This window comes from Acidimicrobiia bacterium (assembly GCA_040881685.1).
Classification (GTDB): Bacteria; Actinomycetota; Acidimicrobiia; order IMCC26256; family PALSA-555; genus SHVJ01.
Window position 1 is genome coordinate 154,924 of sequence record JBBECS010000053.1, and the last position, 14,195, is coordinate 169,118.

Below are 14,195 nucleotides of genomic sequence, written 5' to 3' on the forward strand. Positions count from 1 at the left end.
GCTCGCTCGGCGCCGGGATACCCGGCGCCGCCCTTCGGGTCGCTCGCTTGCTCCCGGCGAGCTCCCCCGCCTTTCGCTCCGGTCGCCGCACGTCCTAGGCGGGATCAGCCCACTTCGGCTGGCGCTTCTCGGCAAACGCGGTGGCGCCTTCGATCGGATCGGGGCTCGAGAACATCTCGCGGGCGAGCTCGTTGGTTCGGGCCCAGCCCTGCTCTTCGGTGAGGTCGGCCGCGTCCTTGACGAGACGGCGACCCAGGCGCACCGCGGTGGGCGAGTTCTCGTTGATGCGCTCCGCGAGGGCGACGGCCTCGTCGACGACTCGGTCGCCGGGGACGACGCGGTTCACGAGGCCGAGCTCGAACGCGCGCGCGGCCGGGATCTGTTCGCCGGTCATCACGATCTCGAGCGCCGTGGCGAGCGCGATGCGCTTCGTGAGTCGGATTGGTCCGCCCGCACCGGCGAGGAGGCCGCGCTTGGTCTCCGGAAGCCCGAACGTGGCGTCTTCCGCGGCGACCACCAGGTCGCACGCGAGCACGAGCTCGAAGCCTCCCGCGAGCGCGGGCCCGTTTACGGCCGCGATCACGGGCTTCGGGAAGTCGCGCTGCACGAGGCCGCCGAAGCCACCCTTGGGGGCGTTGATCTCGAGACCGCGGCCCTGCGCGACCACCTTCAGGTCCGCGCCGGCGCAGAAGATCGGGCCGGTGCCCGTGATCACCACGGTCCATACGTCACGTTCGTGCTCGATGTCGTCGAGCGCGTCCTCAATGGCGAGCGACAGCTCGGGACTCATCGCGTTGCGGGCTTCCGGCCGGTTCAGTCGCAGGATCTCGACTCGCCCCCGCCGTTCACGCTCGAGGATCGTCATGGGGCGAGGCTAGTGAGCGGGGCTATTCGGTCGCGGCGATCGGAGCGGTGTCGGCCCGTGGTGCGATGTCGCCGAGCTCGCGGTCGAACCCGGGATTCATCGCGCGAGTCGCGGCCACCGTGATCGCCAGGATCACCGCGGCTCCAGCCGTGGTCGCTCGAAGTCCGATCTCGTCAGCGAGTGCGCCCTGGATGAGCAGACCCAGCGGGTACAACGTGCCGAGCAGCACCATCAGCGCGCTCATCACCCGACCTCGGAACTCTGGTGATGCCCGTAGCTGCGCGATCGACGTGAAGCTCGACAGGCAGCCGAGGTAGAGGAAACCCACCGCGAAGATCGCCGCGGCGGAAAGGGCGAGCGATGGCGCGAACGCGTAGAGCACCAATGCCACTGGCAGGGCTGTCACCGCGGTCAATACGACGTGGCGATTGCCGAACCGAGCCGCGAGCCCACCCAGCAGCAGCACCATCAGAACCGCACCGACTCCCTGGGTCGTCACGAGCACCGAGGCATCGCGGGCGTGCCCGGTCACGACCTTCGCCATCGGTGCCACGAGACCGATGAAGGGCGCCGCGAGCAGCGAGTTCAATCCCACGTAGACCATGACCGCGCGGATCCCGGGTTCCCGAACGGAGAAGAGGATGCCGTCTTTGATCGCTCGCGGGATCGACTCACCCGCTTTGGGTGTGGGCGCGGGAAGCTTGAGCGGAGCGACGGCCGCGATCACCGCGAGAAAGCTCACCGTGTTGATCGCGAAAGCCCACTCGTAGCCGCCGGCCGCGATCACCGCGCCGGCGAGTGCGGGACCGACCACGCGTCCCAAGTTCCACTGCGCGGCGCCGAGCGCGGCAGCCGCGGTGAGCTCTTCACGCGGGACGAGGTCGGGCATCATCGATTGGTACGACGGGAACCCGAGCGCGCCGGCACAGCCTGACGCGAGCACGATCAGGGTGACTGCCCAGGGCTCGGTCGCGTCGAGCGCGGCGAGCGCGGTGAGCACTCCTGCGAGCGTGGTCTGCACGGCGGTCGTCCCGAGCAGCAGTCGTCGTCGGGGCACTCGATCCGCCAGCGCGCCGCCGAACGGGCCGATGATCGCGTTCGGCACGAAGCCTGCCGCGGCCACGATGGCAGCCCACACGGCCTGATGGGTGACCTCCGTGACGAGGATGCCGACGGCGACCGCCTCCATCCAGGTCCCGATGTTCGAGAAGAACGCGCCGGTCCACAGCCCGGCGAACTGGCGGTGGCGAAGCGGCGCGAACGACCGGGGCAGCGCCACGACGACCGCCGGCGGTTATTCGACGAGATCGGTCGCGGCGGGCCGGAAGAGCGTCGTCGAGAGCAGCAATGCTTCGGGTTCAAACGGGCCGTCCCAGTCCATCGCCTTGAGCTGGGCCAGGCTTCGCCGGCCGGTGAAGCCACGAACGACATCGAAGCGATCGGCGCGCAGTCTCGTGACGGGCTCGCCGGGGCCGACCGTCTTGGTCTCCGTGTCGGTCTCGAAGACCACAGAGCCGTGACCTTCCTGGTCGAGGCGATCGCCGAGCCGATCGGTCCCCCAGTCGAACGCGATGGCGAGCGCGCTGGCATCGCGGCCACCCCGCGTGCGCAGCGCGCCGCGGATGTCCTGCTCGTGCGTGTACGCGTCGGTGATCATCTGTCCGACCACGATCGGCGGGAAGGTACCGATCTGCGGCTCGATCGCTGAGGCGTGCTCGCGCCAGTCGTCGAGGAGGCGCTCGGTCGACCAGCCGCGTCGCGGCTCGACTTGGGCGTTCGTCCACTCTTCACTTCCGACACCGTCGAGGCGTGCGTGCGCGACGTCGTCACAGATTCCCGCGAGATGCGCAACGATGTCTCGCACGCGCCACTCAGGCGTGGCGGGGGCTACCTCGTCGAGCTCGTCGGGGTGAGCGCGCACCAGGTCAGTGACGCGCTCGAGAAGCTCGCGGTAGGCAGACGCGTAGTCCCAGTCGTTCACGATTCGGCCGTCGCGATGCCGATCGGGCACGACAGGCCGGTGCCTCCGAGCCCGAAGTATCCGCCCGGGTTCTTGGCCAGGTACTGCTGGTGGTACGCCTCGGCGTAGTAGAACGACTTGGCCTCGACGATCTCGGTGGTGATGGTCCCGAATCCTTCGCGGTCGAGCACCTCCTGGAACATCTCGCGCGATCGTTCGGCCGTTGCCCGCTGCTCTTCGCTGAACACGTAGATGCCGGAGCGATACTGCGTCCCGACGTCGTTACCTTGGCGCATCCCTTGCGTCGGGTCGTGGCTCTCCCAGAACACGCGCAGCGTGGCCTCGTAGTTGGTGCGCGACGGGTCGAAGACGACCAGCACGGCCTCGTTGTGCCCAGTGCGCCCGCTGCACACCTCTTCATACGACGAGTTGGGGGTGAAGCCTCCCGAGTAGCCGACCGCAGTGGTGTAGACGCCGTCGGCCTCCCAGAACTTGCGTTCCGCGCCCCAGAAGCACCCCATCCCGAACATGGCGGTCTCGAACCCGTCGGGGAACGGCCCGCGAAGCGGCGTGCCGAGCACGAAATGCGCCTCGGGCACCGTCATCTCGTCGCCGCGCCCGGGGAGCGCCTGCTCAGGCGTCGGCATCGACGTCGACCCCATGCTGTCCTCCATTGGTCTACGACGGGTTGAGACGACTCCGTGCGTCGACGGTCGGCAAAGCCGCCGCCGCCTCCTCCTCCTACGTTGTGCTGTGTCCTACGCTACTGGCGTTCGTTGGGGATACGGTCCCCGGATGCCTACGCAACACGGTCTGGTCGGTCCGTTTCCCTCCGGTGTCGACGAAGACGAGTACGACCGCCTCCGTCGCCGGGTCTTGTGGACGATGCCGTCGGGTCTCTACGTGATCGGCTCCACGGACCGCGCCGAGCGGCGCAACGGCATGACGGCCAACTGGGTGACCCAGCTGTCGTTCGACCCCAAGTGGGTGAGTGTGAGCGTCGAGCGCGAGGCGCTCACGCACGAGCTCATCGATGCGAGCGGCTGCTTCTCGGTGTCGCTGATCGATCGTGAGGACCGCGCCATCGTCCGCAAGTTCACGAAGCCCGTGGAGGTGGACCTCCAGGCGAAGACGCTGAACGGGTTCGCCTACGTCGAACGCGTGACGGGTGCCCCGGTCCTCGCGCAGGCGGTCGCGTTCGTGGACTGTGAGGTGCGTGACCGGCTCAGCGCGGGGGACCACACGCTCTTCGCCGGCGAGGTCGTCGACGCCGGATTCCTGAAGGGTGAGGAGACGCCGGTGCTACGCATGGAAGACACCAAGATGAACTACGGCGGCTAGCGGGACATCACGCGAAACGGCGGCCGACCCCTCGGTCGACCGCCGTCGCGGGTACTCGTCGTCTCGCGTTAACTCGTCTTGCCGGTGAGTCGGTCCCAGAGGCTCGGCCCCGTCGATGGCGCGCTGGCCATCGGTGGTGCGGACGGCATCGGGGCGGGCTTCTTGGCGGCGGTCTTCTTGGCGGCGGTCTTCTTGGTGGTGCGCCGCTTGGCCGCCTTGCGCCTGGCCGGCTTGCGCGTCGTCTTCCTCTTGGTCGCGCGCCGCTTGGCCGGCTTCCTGGCAGCAGCCTTCTTCTTGGTGGTGCGCCGCTTCGTCGCCTTGCGCTTTGCAGGTGCCCGCTTCGCAGTCCTGCGCTTCGCGGTGGTCCGTCTCGTCGTCTTGCGGGACGCCGACTTCTTGGTGGTGCGCCGCTTCGTCGCCTTGCGCTTCGCCGGCATCAATGCCCCCTCACTCACGCGCCGAACGGCGCAGACACAAGAAATCCTGCCATGCCGTTCCCCGTGGTAGGTGGATCCTTCACGGTTACGCTCGAGCTCGTGGCCACCGTCCGTGAGCCTGCTGAGGCTGCACCCGCCCCTCCGCGGACCCGTCTCGCGCATCGGTGGCGCGTGGCCTTCGTCACGGGGAACGCGCCAGCAGGCACGCTCGACACGATCACGCGTTGGCTCGTGCTCTCGCGCGCCTCGGTCCTGCCGATGACCATCACCGCGGCACTTGTCGCCGGCCTGCTGGCCTGGTGGAACGCTGACACCGTCGACGTCGGGCTCTGTGCTCTGGCTGGTGTCGGCATCGTGCTCGCGCACGTGGCCAACAACCTCATGAACGACCTCTTCGATCTCCAGGTCGGCACCGACTCCGACGACTACCCGCGTGCCCTCTACGCGCCCCACCCGGTGCTGTCGGGGATGACGACCAGGTCCGGCCTCGCGATTCGGGCGTTGCTGGTGAACCTGATCGACCTGGCGATCCTGGTGGTGCTGGTGGACGAGCGTGGCTGGCCGATCCTCGCGTTCGCGCTCGGCGGCTTCCTCCTCTCCTTTGCTTACACGGCTCCTCCCCTCCGATTGAAGAAGCGTGGGCTCGGCGAGCCGACGGTCTTCGTCGTGTGGGGCCCGCTCATGGTGGGCGGCACGTATTACGCGGCGGTCGGCAACGTGCCCTGGGAGGTCGTGCTCGCGTCCGTGCCGTACGCGCTGCTCTGTACCACCGTCCTCATGGGCAAGCACATCGACAAGATCCCTTGGGACGAGCCCGCCGGCACGCGCACCCTGCCCGTGCTGGTCGGCGAGCGCCGCGCCCGGGCGCTGACCCAAGGCCTGATGGCGGCCTTCTATCCGCTCGTCGGGCTGATCGTGGCGCTCGGCACGATGCCCGTCCTCGCGCTCGGCTGCCTCCTCGGGCTCGTACGCCTCGCTCGGGTGTGGAGGGCGTTCTCTCGACCCAAGCCCGACGCCCCACCGGAGGGGTTCCCCATCTGGCCGCTCTGGTTCGCCGCCTTGGCGTTCGTGCACACGCGTGTCGCGGGGGCGCTGCTCGTCCTCGGTCTGCTCGCCGGCGCCGCAACCGGGGTGTGACGCGGCCCGGCCGGGCATCCGAGGATTGATTTCGCCTGCTCACGGCTATCGTTTGTCCGTGCGTCGAGGGATTTTGATCGTCTCGGCGTCGATGGGCGCCGGGCACAATGGCGCGGCCTACGAGCTCGAGCGACGGCTGACAGAACGGGGTCACGACGTCCACGTCGTCGACTACCTCACGATGCTGCCGTTCGGCATCGGTCGCTGGCTGCGTTGGAGCTACCGCTTCCAGCTCAACCGATTGCCGGCGACCTACGACGCCTCGTATCACATGTTCAGTCGTCGCCTCGGACGCGTGATCCGTCGCCCCCTGGCGCTCGTCGCGACCTGGTTCTCACGACGCGCCATCAAGCGCGCGCTCCGAGACACTCGCCCTGACGCCATCGTCTCGACGTACTGGCTCGCCTCGCTCGTCCTCGGTCTCATGCGCAAGCAGCAGACGCTGCGGGTGCCGGTTGCGAGCTACCTCTGTGACTTCGGTGTGCACCCACTCTGGGTGCACCCTGGTATCGATCTCAACCTCGCGGTCAGCCCCGGTTCGGCCCGAGCAGCCGGCGCGCTCGGTGGACGCGTCAACCGCCCATCGGGGCCGCTCGTCGCCGACCGTTTCCGCGATCGGAACGGCGACCGCGAGGCGATGCGCCAGCAGCTCGGCATTCGTCCCGACGAGCGCGCCATCCTTGTGGTCGCCGGCTCGTGGGGCGTCGGCGAGATGCCGGACACCGTCGATGCGATCACACGATGCGGCGCGCACTACCACCCGATCACCGTGTGCGGGCGTGACGAACGGCTGCGCTCGTCGCTCCTCGAACGCGGCGTCAATGGCACGGTCCTCGGCTGGACCGACGAGATGCCGGCGCTCATGGCCGCGGCCGACGCCACAGTCGAGAACGCCGGTGGGCTCACCGCGATGGAAGCATTCGCGGCCGGACTCCCCGTCATCACCTTCCGACCCATCCCGGGCCACGGGAAAGACAACGCGAGCTGCATGGCCGCGGCCGGTGTGAGTCGCTACGCGCGAGATGAGCACGAGCTGGCCGAGGCCCTGGACCAAGCGACGGCTCCGGGTCTGGAGCGCGACACCTTGGTTGCATCGGGTCAGGCCCTCTTCGCGGGAGATCCCGCCGACGACGCAATCGAGCTCGCCGCCGACACCCCGGCCCACGCCTTGCTCACGCCGTTACGCGTGAGACGGGGTCGACGCAGGGTTGCGTTCGGCGCCGCATCGCTCTGTGGGCTCTACCTCGCGCTCACGGTGGGCGCGCACGGCGTCGCCGCGCTGGGGGTGGGTGTGGCCAAGCCGCCGAAGGGCGTCGCCGACACCGTGTACCTCGGCGTGCGCGTCGACAGCATCGAGCTGCAGAGCTCCGAGGTCGTCACTGCGATCGAGGACGCCGAGGTGACGCTCGTTGTCAGCGGTCGGACGGCTCGGCACGCGGGGCGGACGCTGCAGGAGCTCGCGAGTGCCGGCGTCGACCTTGCCAACGGCGGATGGGGGAAGAGTCGGTTCCTCCGTTGGGACCGTGCGCAGGACGACTGTGACAAGTCGTGGCGGGTGATTGCCGCGACCTCAGGTGAGCGGATGCACGAGTTCGTGCCCGGGCGGTCGATCGATGCGTTCGACCAGCTCTACTGTCGCACTGGCAAGGACAAGCAACGGCTCGTGCGCGTCAACGAGGAGTTCCATCCCGAAGCGGCGCCTCCCGAGCTCGAGGAGCGCAAGATCTACCTCCTCGACGGGCGCCGCCGCGATCCGGCCTTGGTCGCGGTCGCGCTCGCGTGGTTCGTGGCGCGAGCCGAGGCTCAGGGGCTCGAGGTTCGCCCACTCGAGGAGCTGCGCTGAGCGTCGAGGTGGTGGCGTCGGCCTCGGTCGCAGGTCTCGTCGGGGTCGGTGCGCTGCTGCACGCGGGTCCGGGACTTCCTGGCGTGTATCCCCTCGGCATGTACGTCGTACCAGCGCTGCACGGTCGGGGCCGCTCTGGTCACGTCGCGCTCACCTTCGACGACGGTCCGGATCCGGCGTCGACGCCGAAGTTCCTCGCCGAGCTCGACCGCCTCGACTGGCGCGCCACGTTCTTCATGCTGGGCACGATGGCGCGAAAGGCCCCCGGTCTCGTCGCCGAAGTCGTGGCGGCCGGGCACGAGATCGCCGTGCATGGCGACGAACACCGCAACATGCTGCGACGGTCGCCGTGGTCGGCGCGGGCCGACATCCAGCGATGTCGCGACACCCTCGCCGAGCTCGCCGGCCGCGAGCCGGTGTTCTTCCGTCCACCGTTCGGAACGCTCGCCTTCGGTGCGTTCTGGGGGGCGCGGCGCGCCGGCCTGACAACCGTGCTGTGGACGAACTGGGGGCGCGATTGGCGTGACGAATCGTCACCCGAGATCGTCACCGAGGAGCTGCTGGCGCGCGACATCGACGGCGGCACCCTGCTGCTCCACGACTCGGACTGTCAGTCCGACCCCGGATCGTGGCGGAACGCGTTGGGTTCGCTGCCCTTGCTCGCCGAAGCGTTCGCAGCACGCGACCTCACGGTCGGGCCGCTGCGGGACCACGGCCTGCGGGGTTCGCGCATCACGTCCGATGTCTGACACCGCCCTCGCGGTCGGCCTCGCACTTGTCGGCGGCGGTTGCTATGCGACCGCCGCCGTGCTCCAGCAGCGCGTCGCCGTCGAGCAGCCCGTCGAGCTCGCCCTGTCTCCGCGGCTCATCGGCCGACTCGTCAGGCGACCGCTCTGGTTGCTCGGGATCGCGTTCGACATCGCGGCGTACGCGTTCGAAGCCGCTGCGCTCGGCGTGGGCTCGGTCGTGGTGGTGGGACCGGTGCTCGTCAGCAGCCTGCTGTTCGCGATCCCGCTCGCCACCGTGGGGAAGCCAGCGCGCGTGACACGGCGCGACCTGTCAGCCGCCGTCCTCGTCGTGGTCGGGCTCTCGGTGTTCGTGGGGGTCGGCGATCCGCACGGGAGCTCATCGGTTGCCTCCACGACCGCCTGGATCATCGCGGGAGCCGCCATCGCGCTCATCGCGGGGACGGCCGTCGCGTTCGGGCGACGCGCGCGCAAAGCCTCCGAACGGGCGCTGCTGTTCGGCTTGGCGACGGGCACGATCTATGCGCTCACGGCGGTGCTCACGAAGGCGACCGTGGACCTCTTCGACCACGGTGTGGTCGACGCGTTCTCGCACTGGCAACCGTATGTGCTCGTCACGGTGTCGATCGCGGGCCTGGTGCTCAACCAGAGCGCCTTCCAGGCCGGCCACCTCGCGGCATCGCTCCCGGCGATCTCGGTGACGAACCCGGTGCTGAGCGCCATGCTCGGTGTGGCGCTCTTCGATGAACGGTTCGGTGCGTCAGGTGTGCCCGCGGTCGCAGCCACCGTCGTTGCGGTCGTCGTGATGATCGTGGGCACGCTGCGCCTCGCGCGCTCTCCGCTCGTCACGGAGGCGCACGGAGCCAGCGCCGCCGCGCTCCCCGTCGGGTAGGTCTCAGGTCTGGAGGTCGAGCACCGCGTCGGCGACGCGGGAGAGCTCGGCGTGCCAATCGTCGGGCTCGGCCAGGGGCACGAGCACGAGCTTCGTGAAGCCGACCTCGACGTATTCAACGAGACGCTCTCGCAGTGCGGGAAGGCCAACCGGTACGAGATCGGCCGCGTCGATGTCGCCACGAAGTGCCGCGAGGCGGGCGCGCAGCGCGTCGGGGATCTCGTCGTGCGAGTACGTCACCATCGCGCCGAAGTGCTCGGGGTCGATCTCGCGGCCTTCGCGCTCGGCTTCTGCCTCGATCACCGGGCGCCCACCCGCACAGTCCGCTGGTGTGAAGAAGCTCGCGAGCCAGCCGTCACCCAACCGTCCGCATCGTCGCAGCTCGCTCGGCGCGCGGCCCCCGAGCCACACATCGAGCCGACCGTCGGCGGGCTTGGGGTGCACGGTGAGCCCCTCGTAGTGGAACCACTTCCCGTCGTGGTGCAAGTCGTCCTCGGCCCAGAGGCGGCGCAGGAGCGGGAGCACCTCGTCGAAGACGGGCGCTCGGTCTTCCCGCGCGACACCGAACGCCTGGTGCTCGGCGGCGATCGGATTCCCCAACCCGAAGGCGGGGAGCGCGCGCCCACCCGAGAGGCGGTCGAGGCTGGCCCACTCCTTCGCGAGCAGGGCGGGGTTGCGGCCGGGGAGCACCTGGACGCTGGTGCCGAGCTTGAGCTTCTCGGTTCGCCCGGCCGCGAAGGCGAGTCCGACGACCGGGTCGGGCGCATCACCCGCGACGCGTTCGGAAAGCCACAACGAGTCGAACCCGTTGCCTTCGAGGGCGTCCACGAGCTGACCGAAGCGCCCTTCATCACGGAGCCCCGCGACGCCCAGGCCGAACCCGATGCGCGTCTTCACCCCATCACGCCTTGCGGTACGCCTCGTGCTTGCGGAGCTCGCGGCGGGCGATCTGCATCTTGTGCACCTCGTCGGGGCCGTCGACGAAATGCAACGTGCGGGCGTACGTGTACATCTGCGCGAGCGGCCAGTCGTCGGACAAGCCCGCACCGCCGAACACCTGGATCGCCCGGTCGACGACCGTCGTGGCCATGCGTGCGGCGACCACCTTGATCGCCGCGATCTCGAAACGAGCACCCTTGTTGCCGACCGTGTCCATGAGCCAGGCGGCCTTCATCGTGAGCAGCCGGGCCTGCTCGATGGCGATGCGACTCTCGGCGATGTTGTCCTGCACGACGCCCTGGTCGGCGAGGGGCTTGCCGAACGCGACGCGCTGCTGAGCCCGCTGGCACATGAGCTCGAGCGCGCGTTCGGCGACTCCCACGGCGCGCATGCAGTGATGGATGCGCCCAGGCCCCAGGCGCGCCTGCGCGATCGCGAAGCCGCCACCTTCTTCACCGAGGAGATACTCGGCCGGCACGCGCACGTTCTCGAAAAGCGTCTCGCAGTGTCCGCCACCGCCGTCGTGGCTCAGCACCGGCAGCGTGCGCACGACCCGGAAGCCGGGGGCGTCGAACGGCACGATCACCATCGAATGGCGGTGGTACGGGTCGGCGTCGGGATCGGACACGCCCATGACCACCGCGACGCGACAGCGCGGTGATGCCGCACCGCTCGTCCACCACTTGTGCGCGTTTACCACGTAGTGGTCGCCGTCGCGTTCGATCCGGCTCGAGATGTTCGTGGCGTCGCTGCTCGCTACCCACGGCTCGGTCATGGCGAAGCAGGAGCGGATCTCGCCGTCGAGCAGCGGTTGGAGGAACTGATCCTGCACGAGTGGCGTGCCGAAGTGCGCCAGCACCTCCATGTTGCCCGTGTCGGGCGCTGAGCAGTTCGTCGCCTCGGCCGCCAACGGGCTCGCGCCCATGAGCTCGCACAGCGGCGCGTACTCGAGGTTCGTGAGGCCGGCTCCGTGGCGCTCGTCGGGGAGAAAGAGGTTCCACAGGCCGCGTGAGCGCGCCGCGGTCTTCAGCTCCTCCATCACCGGCGGATGGAAGTGAGGATCGCCGGACTCCTCGACCTCACGTTGATACACCGGCGTCGCGGGGTCCACGACGGTGGCGATGAAGTCACTCAAGTGCTCGCGCATCTGCTCACAGCGCGCGCTCAACGCGAAGTCCACGATCCGCACCCTACATTTCGCTCTGTGCGGGTGCTGTTGGTCGGTGTCGGTTGGTCAATCGGGTGGTGGCTCTGTTGGCGGGTCTCCCGAGTGCGGCTCTTGAACGACTTCGTACCCGCACCCGCAATTTCCGTCGTCATTCCTGCGCGCGACGAGGAGCGAATGCTCCCCGTGATTCTCGACCGATTGGCGGAGCAGACGATGCCCGCCGCTGAGGTGATCGTGGTGGACGATGAATCACACGACGCGACGGCCGCGGTTGCTCGCGCGCGAGGCGCGCAGGTCATCGCCGGCCAGCCACTCCCTCCAGGATGGGTTGGAAAGCCATGGGCGCTCGCACAAGGCGTCAGGGCAGCGCACGAAGAGGTCGTGGTCCTGCTCGACGCTGACGTGGCTCCGTCCCCGCAGTTCCTCGCGCGGATGGGAGTGCTGTTTCCGCGCGTCGGTGGGCTCGTGTCGGTGCAGCCGTACCACCGGGTCCGACGATGGTGGGAGCACGCGTCCGCGTTCTTCAACCTCGTCGCGGTGATGGGCACGGGGATCGCGTCGCCGCTGCGGACCCGGTGGCGGCCGGTGCTGGCGTTCGGTCCCGTGATGATGTGCCGGCGCGACGCATTCCTCACGCATGTCGAACACCCCGAGGTTCTCGGCGCGGTGCTCGACGACGTCGCGTTGGCCCGACGGTTCGCGGCCGCGGGCGACCCGATCACGCTTCACGGTGGTGTGGGCGTCGTCGACTTCCGCATGTATGACCGGCCGCGCGATCTCGTGGAGGGGTGGACGAAGAACGTGGCGGCAGGGGCACGAGCCACGCCCGTCCTACGGGCAATGTTGTTCGGCGTGTGGATCACTGCAGGCCTGGGGATCTGGGTGGGCGACGACGGCTCGTGGTTCGTGCTCGTGGCGTACGTGGCGTTCGTGGTCCAGATCTTCGTCATGCTGCGTCAGATCGGCAGCTTCGGCCCGCTCACTGCGCTCGCGTATCCGCTGCTCGCGCTGGCATTCGTCCTGCTCTTCGGCGCCTCCATCGTGCTGACGGTGCTCGGTCGGGTGCGCTGGAAGGGCCGCACGATCCGACTGCGCGGCTCGTAGGAATGGCGTCGTCGCGCAACGTTGCGCTCGCGCTCGGGGGAGCGGTGACGTGGGCTCTCTGGAGCACCTTGTGTGGCTATGTCGCGCATCGGATCCCGGCGCGCCGGCTCGACCACGACGGATGGCTCCTGCGTCTCCGCACGCCCGAGCATGCTGGGCGGGTTTACGACCACTGGTTGCGGATCAAGCGCTGGAAGGACCTGTTGCCCGAGGCTGGCGCGCTGTTTCGTGGCGGCTTTGCCAAGCGCACAGTTCGCCACGATCGCGCGTACCTCGAGCAATTCCTCGTGGAGACGCGGCGCGCCGAGCTGGCGCATTGGCCGATCCTCGCGCTCGGGCCGACCTTCTACGTGTGGATGCCGTGGTGGCTCGCGACCGCGATGCTCGCCTATGCGATCGCGGCCAACGTGCCGTGCATCCTCGTGCAGCGCTACAACCGCGCTCGTCTGGTGCGCATTCTGCAGGACGCGTGATTGGTCAGCACGCGCAGTCCACGCTGCCCTTCGCCGTGTAGGGAAGCGTGTCAGCAACGCTGCGGATCCCACCCTCTGGGACCTTGACACTCCAACTACGGCCGCCACCACGCGAGTTGTATGCCGTCACCCGATCACCCTCGGCCACGAGGACGAGTCCTGTCGTGCCGAGGTGAAGGGCCTGAACTCGACCATCGGTCGACCACGCCTGCATGCGCCGTCCCGTCACCCGACTCAACTCGACGACCGATCGCTCGCTCGAGACATAGACCCCGCTGGGCGTCGCCACTGCCACGATCCGTTCGCCCGTGGTCGGAACCCCGCGGAACGGCTTGGTTCGCAGCACCTTCAGCTCGGTTGCGTCCACGTCGACCATCGTGCGCGCGGCGCCGTCCACCACGATGACCTGTCCACCCTGCGGTGTGGTGGTGATCGCCACGGCGGCGGGGTCGGTACCGAAGCCTTCGGGGAGGTCGACGCAGTTGGCGAACTGCTGATCGAGGTTCAGCACGTGCACGAATGCCTCGCCGTCGGGCTTCTTGTAGAACGTGTAGACCTTCGTTCCATCGGGCGCGACGACCTGCGTGTACGCGATGCCGCGCATGTCACCTTGCAGCTCCTTCTCGTTCGTGAACACGTAACCCAGCTCTCCGGTGGATAGGTCGAGACGGCTCACCCGGTACCGATCGGGGTGCAGAGCCGGCGCGTAGCGGATGACGAAGAGCGCCGCGTTGTCGTTCGAGAACGCCTCCGGCTCCACGTTGGCATCGAGATCGATCGACCGCGGGGCCGAGCCGTCGAGATGCGTGAGGACGATCCTGGTCTCGTCCCGGCTCGCCGGTCGGTACAGGCCATTGCCGCCGTAGCGCCCTGGCTCGCGGGGCATCAACGCGACGAGATCGCCGTGCAGGGACACCGCGCGCACGCTGAGCTCCTCATCGAAACGCTGCGTTCGCAGGATCTCTCCGGTCACGGGGTCGACCGCCTCCACCACGGTCGAACCGTTGCCCGCCGCGCGGGCGCGCAGGATCTGGGACCAGTCACCGGACGGCAACGCGTCGCGCGCTGACAGCATCGTGTCGCCTGTCGTCGAGTCGACCACCGCAATCCCGTTGCGGGTGCCGAGGTACAGCAGCTCGCCGTCACCTGCGTGCCGCGGAACGGCCGTACCCACCGACAGCGCCAGTGCGCTGACTCCGATCGTGCTCATGAGCGTGCCGAGCGGACGTCGCATGGCTCCCCCTCGTCGTGGTCCACCTCCACGACGCACGGGAGCGCTGCTGCGTTGCC

Annotated in this window: 15 protein-coding genes; 8 read left to right on the plus strand and 7 right to left on the minus strand. The window is 68.8% G+C overall.

Going from position 1 to position 14,195, the window contains the following annotated elements; translation table 11 throughout:
- Positions 1 to 94: 94 nt before the first annotated feature.
- Genes WEE69_14460 through msrA form a run of 4 tightly spaced genes read right to left on the minus strand, consistent with a single transcriptional unit; the run spans position 95 to position 3,487 of the window.
- A complete protein-coding gene (locus WEE69_14460) occupies positions 95 to 865 on the minus strand; it encodes a crotonase/enoyl-CoA hydratase family protein (GenBank protein ID MEX1146500.1) in 771 nt (256 codons plus the stop codon).
- 22 nt (positions 866 to 887) lie between these two features.
- Positions 888 to 2,144 (minus strand): MFS transporter, encoded by a 1,257-nt coding sequence (locus tag WEE69_14465; GenBank protein MEX1146501.1) that lies wholly within the window; start codon positions 2,142 to 2,144, stop codon positions 888 to 890.
- Between the two features lie 15 nt (positions 2,145 to 2,159).
- The gene (locus WEE69_14470; GenBank protein ID MEX1146502.1) at positions 2,160 to 2,876 is read right to left on the minus strand and encodes a maleylpyruvate isomerase family mycothiol-dependent enzyme; all 717 of its coding nucleotides are present in this window, start codon (positions 2,874 to 2,876) and stop codon (positions 2,160 to 2,162) included.
- A complete protein-coding gene (gene msrA / locus WEE69_14475) occupies positions 2,843 to 3,487 on the minus strand; it encodes a peptide-methionine (S)-S-oxide reductase MsrA (GenBank protein ID MEX1146503.1) in 645 nt (214 codons plus the stop codon). The genes WEE69_14470 and msrA overlap by 34 nt, the downstream gene beginning before the upstream one ends.
- Before the next feature lie 133 nt (positions 3,488 to 3,620).
- Between msrA and WEE69_14480 the strand changes: the two genes are divergently transcribed.
- The 6 genes from WEE69_14480 to WEE69_14505 all read left to right on the plus strand — a co-directional run bounded on the left by WEE69_14480 (position 3,621) and on the right by WEE69_14505 (position 9,221).
- Positions 3,621 to 4,166: a flavin reductase family protein gene (locus WEE69_14480; GenBank protein MEX1146504.1), complete on the plus strand. Its 546-nt coding sequence runs from the start codon at positions 3,621 to 3,623 to the stop codon at positions 4,164 to 4,166.
- An 84-nt stretch (positions 4,167 to 4,250) separates the two neighbouring features.
- Positions 4,251 to 4,673: a hypothetical protein gene (locus WEE69_14485; GenBank protein MEX1146505.1), complete on the plus strand. Its 423-nt coding sequence runs from the start codon at positions 4,251 to 4,253 to the stop codon at positions 4,671 to 4,673.
- Between the two features lie 101 nt (positions 4,674 to 4,774).
- On the plus strand, positions 4,775 to 5,740 hold the full coding sequence (locus WEE69_14490; GenBank protein MEX1146506.1) for a prenyltransferase: 966 nt from the start codon (positions 4,775 to 4,777) through the stop codon (positions 5,738 to 5,740).
- Positions 5,741 to 5,798: 58 nt separating this feature from the next.
- Positions 5,799 to 7,583 (plus strand): glycosyltransferase, encoded by a 1,785-nt coding sequence (locus tag WEE69_14495; protein ID MEX1146507.1) that lies wholly within the window; start codon positions 5,799 to 5,801, stop codon positions 7,581 to 7,583.
- Positions 7,584 to 7,594: 11 nt separating this feature from the next.
- Entirely contained in the window at positions 7,595 to 8,332 is a 738-nt protein-coding gene (locus tag WEE69_14500; GenBank protein MEX1146508.1) for a polysaccharide deacetylase family protein, read from the plus strand.
- On the plus strand, positions 8,325 to 9,221 hold the full coding sequence (locus WEE69_14505; GenBank protein MEX1146509.1) for a DMT family transporter: 897 nt from the start codon (positions 8,325 to 8,327) through the stop codon (positions 9,219 to 9,221). The genes WEE69_14500 and WEE69_14505 overlap by 8 nt, the downstream gene beginning before the upstream one ends.
- Positions 9,222 to 9,224: 3 nt before the next feature.
- Here the strand turns inward: WEE69_14505 and WEE69_14510 are convergent, their stop codons facing one another.
- Positions 9,225 to 10,118: an LLM class flavin-dependent oxidoreductase gene (locus tag WEE69_14510; GenBank protein MEX1146510.1), complete on the minus strand. Its 894-nt coding sequence runs from the start codon at positions 10,116 to 10,118 to the stop codon at positions 9,225 to 9,227.
- A gap of 4 nt (positions 10,119 to 10,122) precedes the next feature.
- Positions 10,123 to 11,340 carry an acyl-CoA dehydrogenase family protein gene (locus WEE69_14515; GenBank protein ID MEX1146511.1) on the minus strand — a complete coding sequence of 406 codons (1,218 nt, stop codon included), beginning with the start codon at positions 11,338 to 11,340 and terminating at the stop codon, positions 10,123 to 10,125.
- A gap of 24 nt (positions 11,341 to 11,364) precedes the next feature.
- Between WEE69_14515 and WEE69_14520 the strand changes: the two genes are divergently transcribed.
- Together WEE69_14520 and WEE69_14525 are read left to right on the plus strand one after the other, a co-directional pair.
- Positions 11,365 to 12,432, plus strand: coding sequence for a glycosyltransferase family 2 protein (locus WEE69_14520; protein ID MEX1146512.1), 1,068 nt, complete (start codon positions 11,365 to 11,367; stop codon positions 12,430 to 12,432).
- Positions 12,433 to 12,434: 2 nt separating this feature from the next.
- On the plus strand, positions 12,435 to 12,905 hold the full coding sequence (locus WEE69_14525) for a hypothetical protein (protein ID MEX1146513.1): 471 nt from the start codon (positions 12,435 to 12,437) through the stop codon (positions 12,903 to 12,905).
- Between the two features lie 4 nt (positions 12,906 to 12,909).
- On the opposite strand, the gene WEE69_14530 is transcribed toward WEE69_14525, so the two are convergent.
- Entirely contained in the window at positions 12,910 to 14,139 is a 1,230-nt protein-coding gene (locus WEE69_14530; protein MEX1146514.1) for a hypothetical protein, read from the minus strand.
- Positions 14,140 to 14,195: the final 56 nt, after the last annotated feature.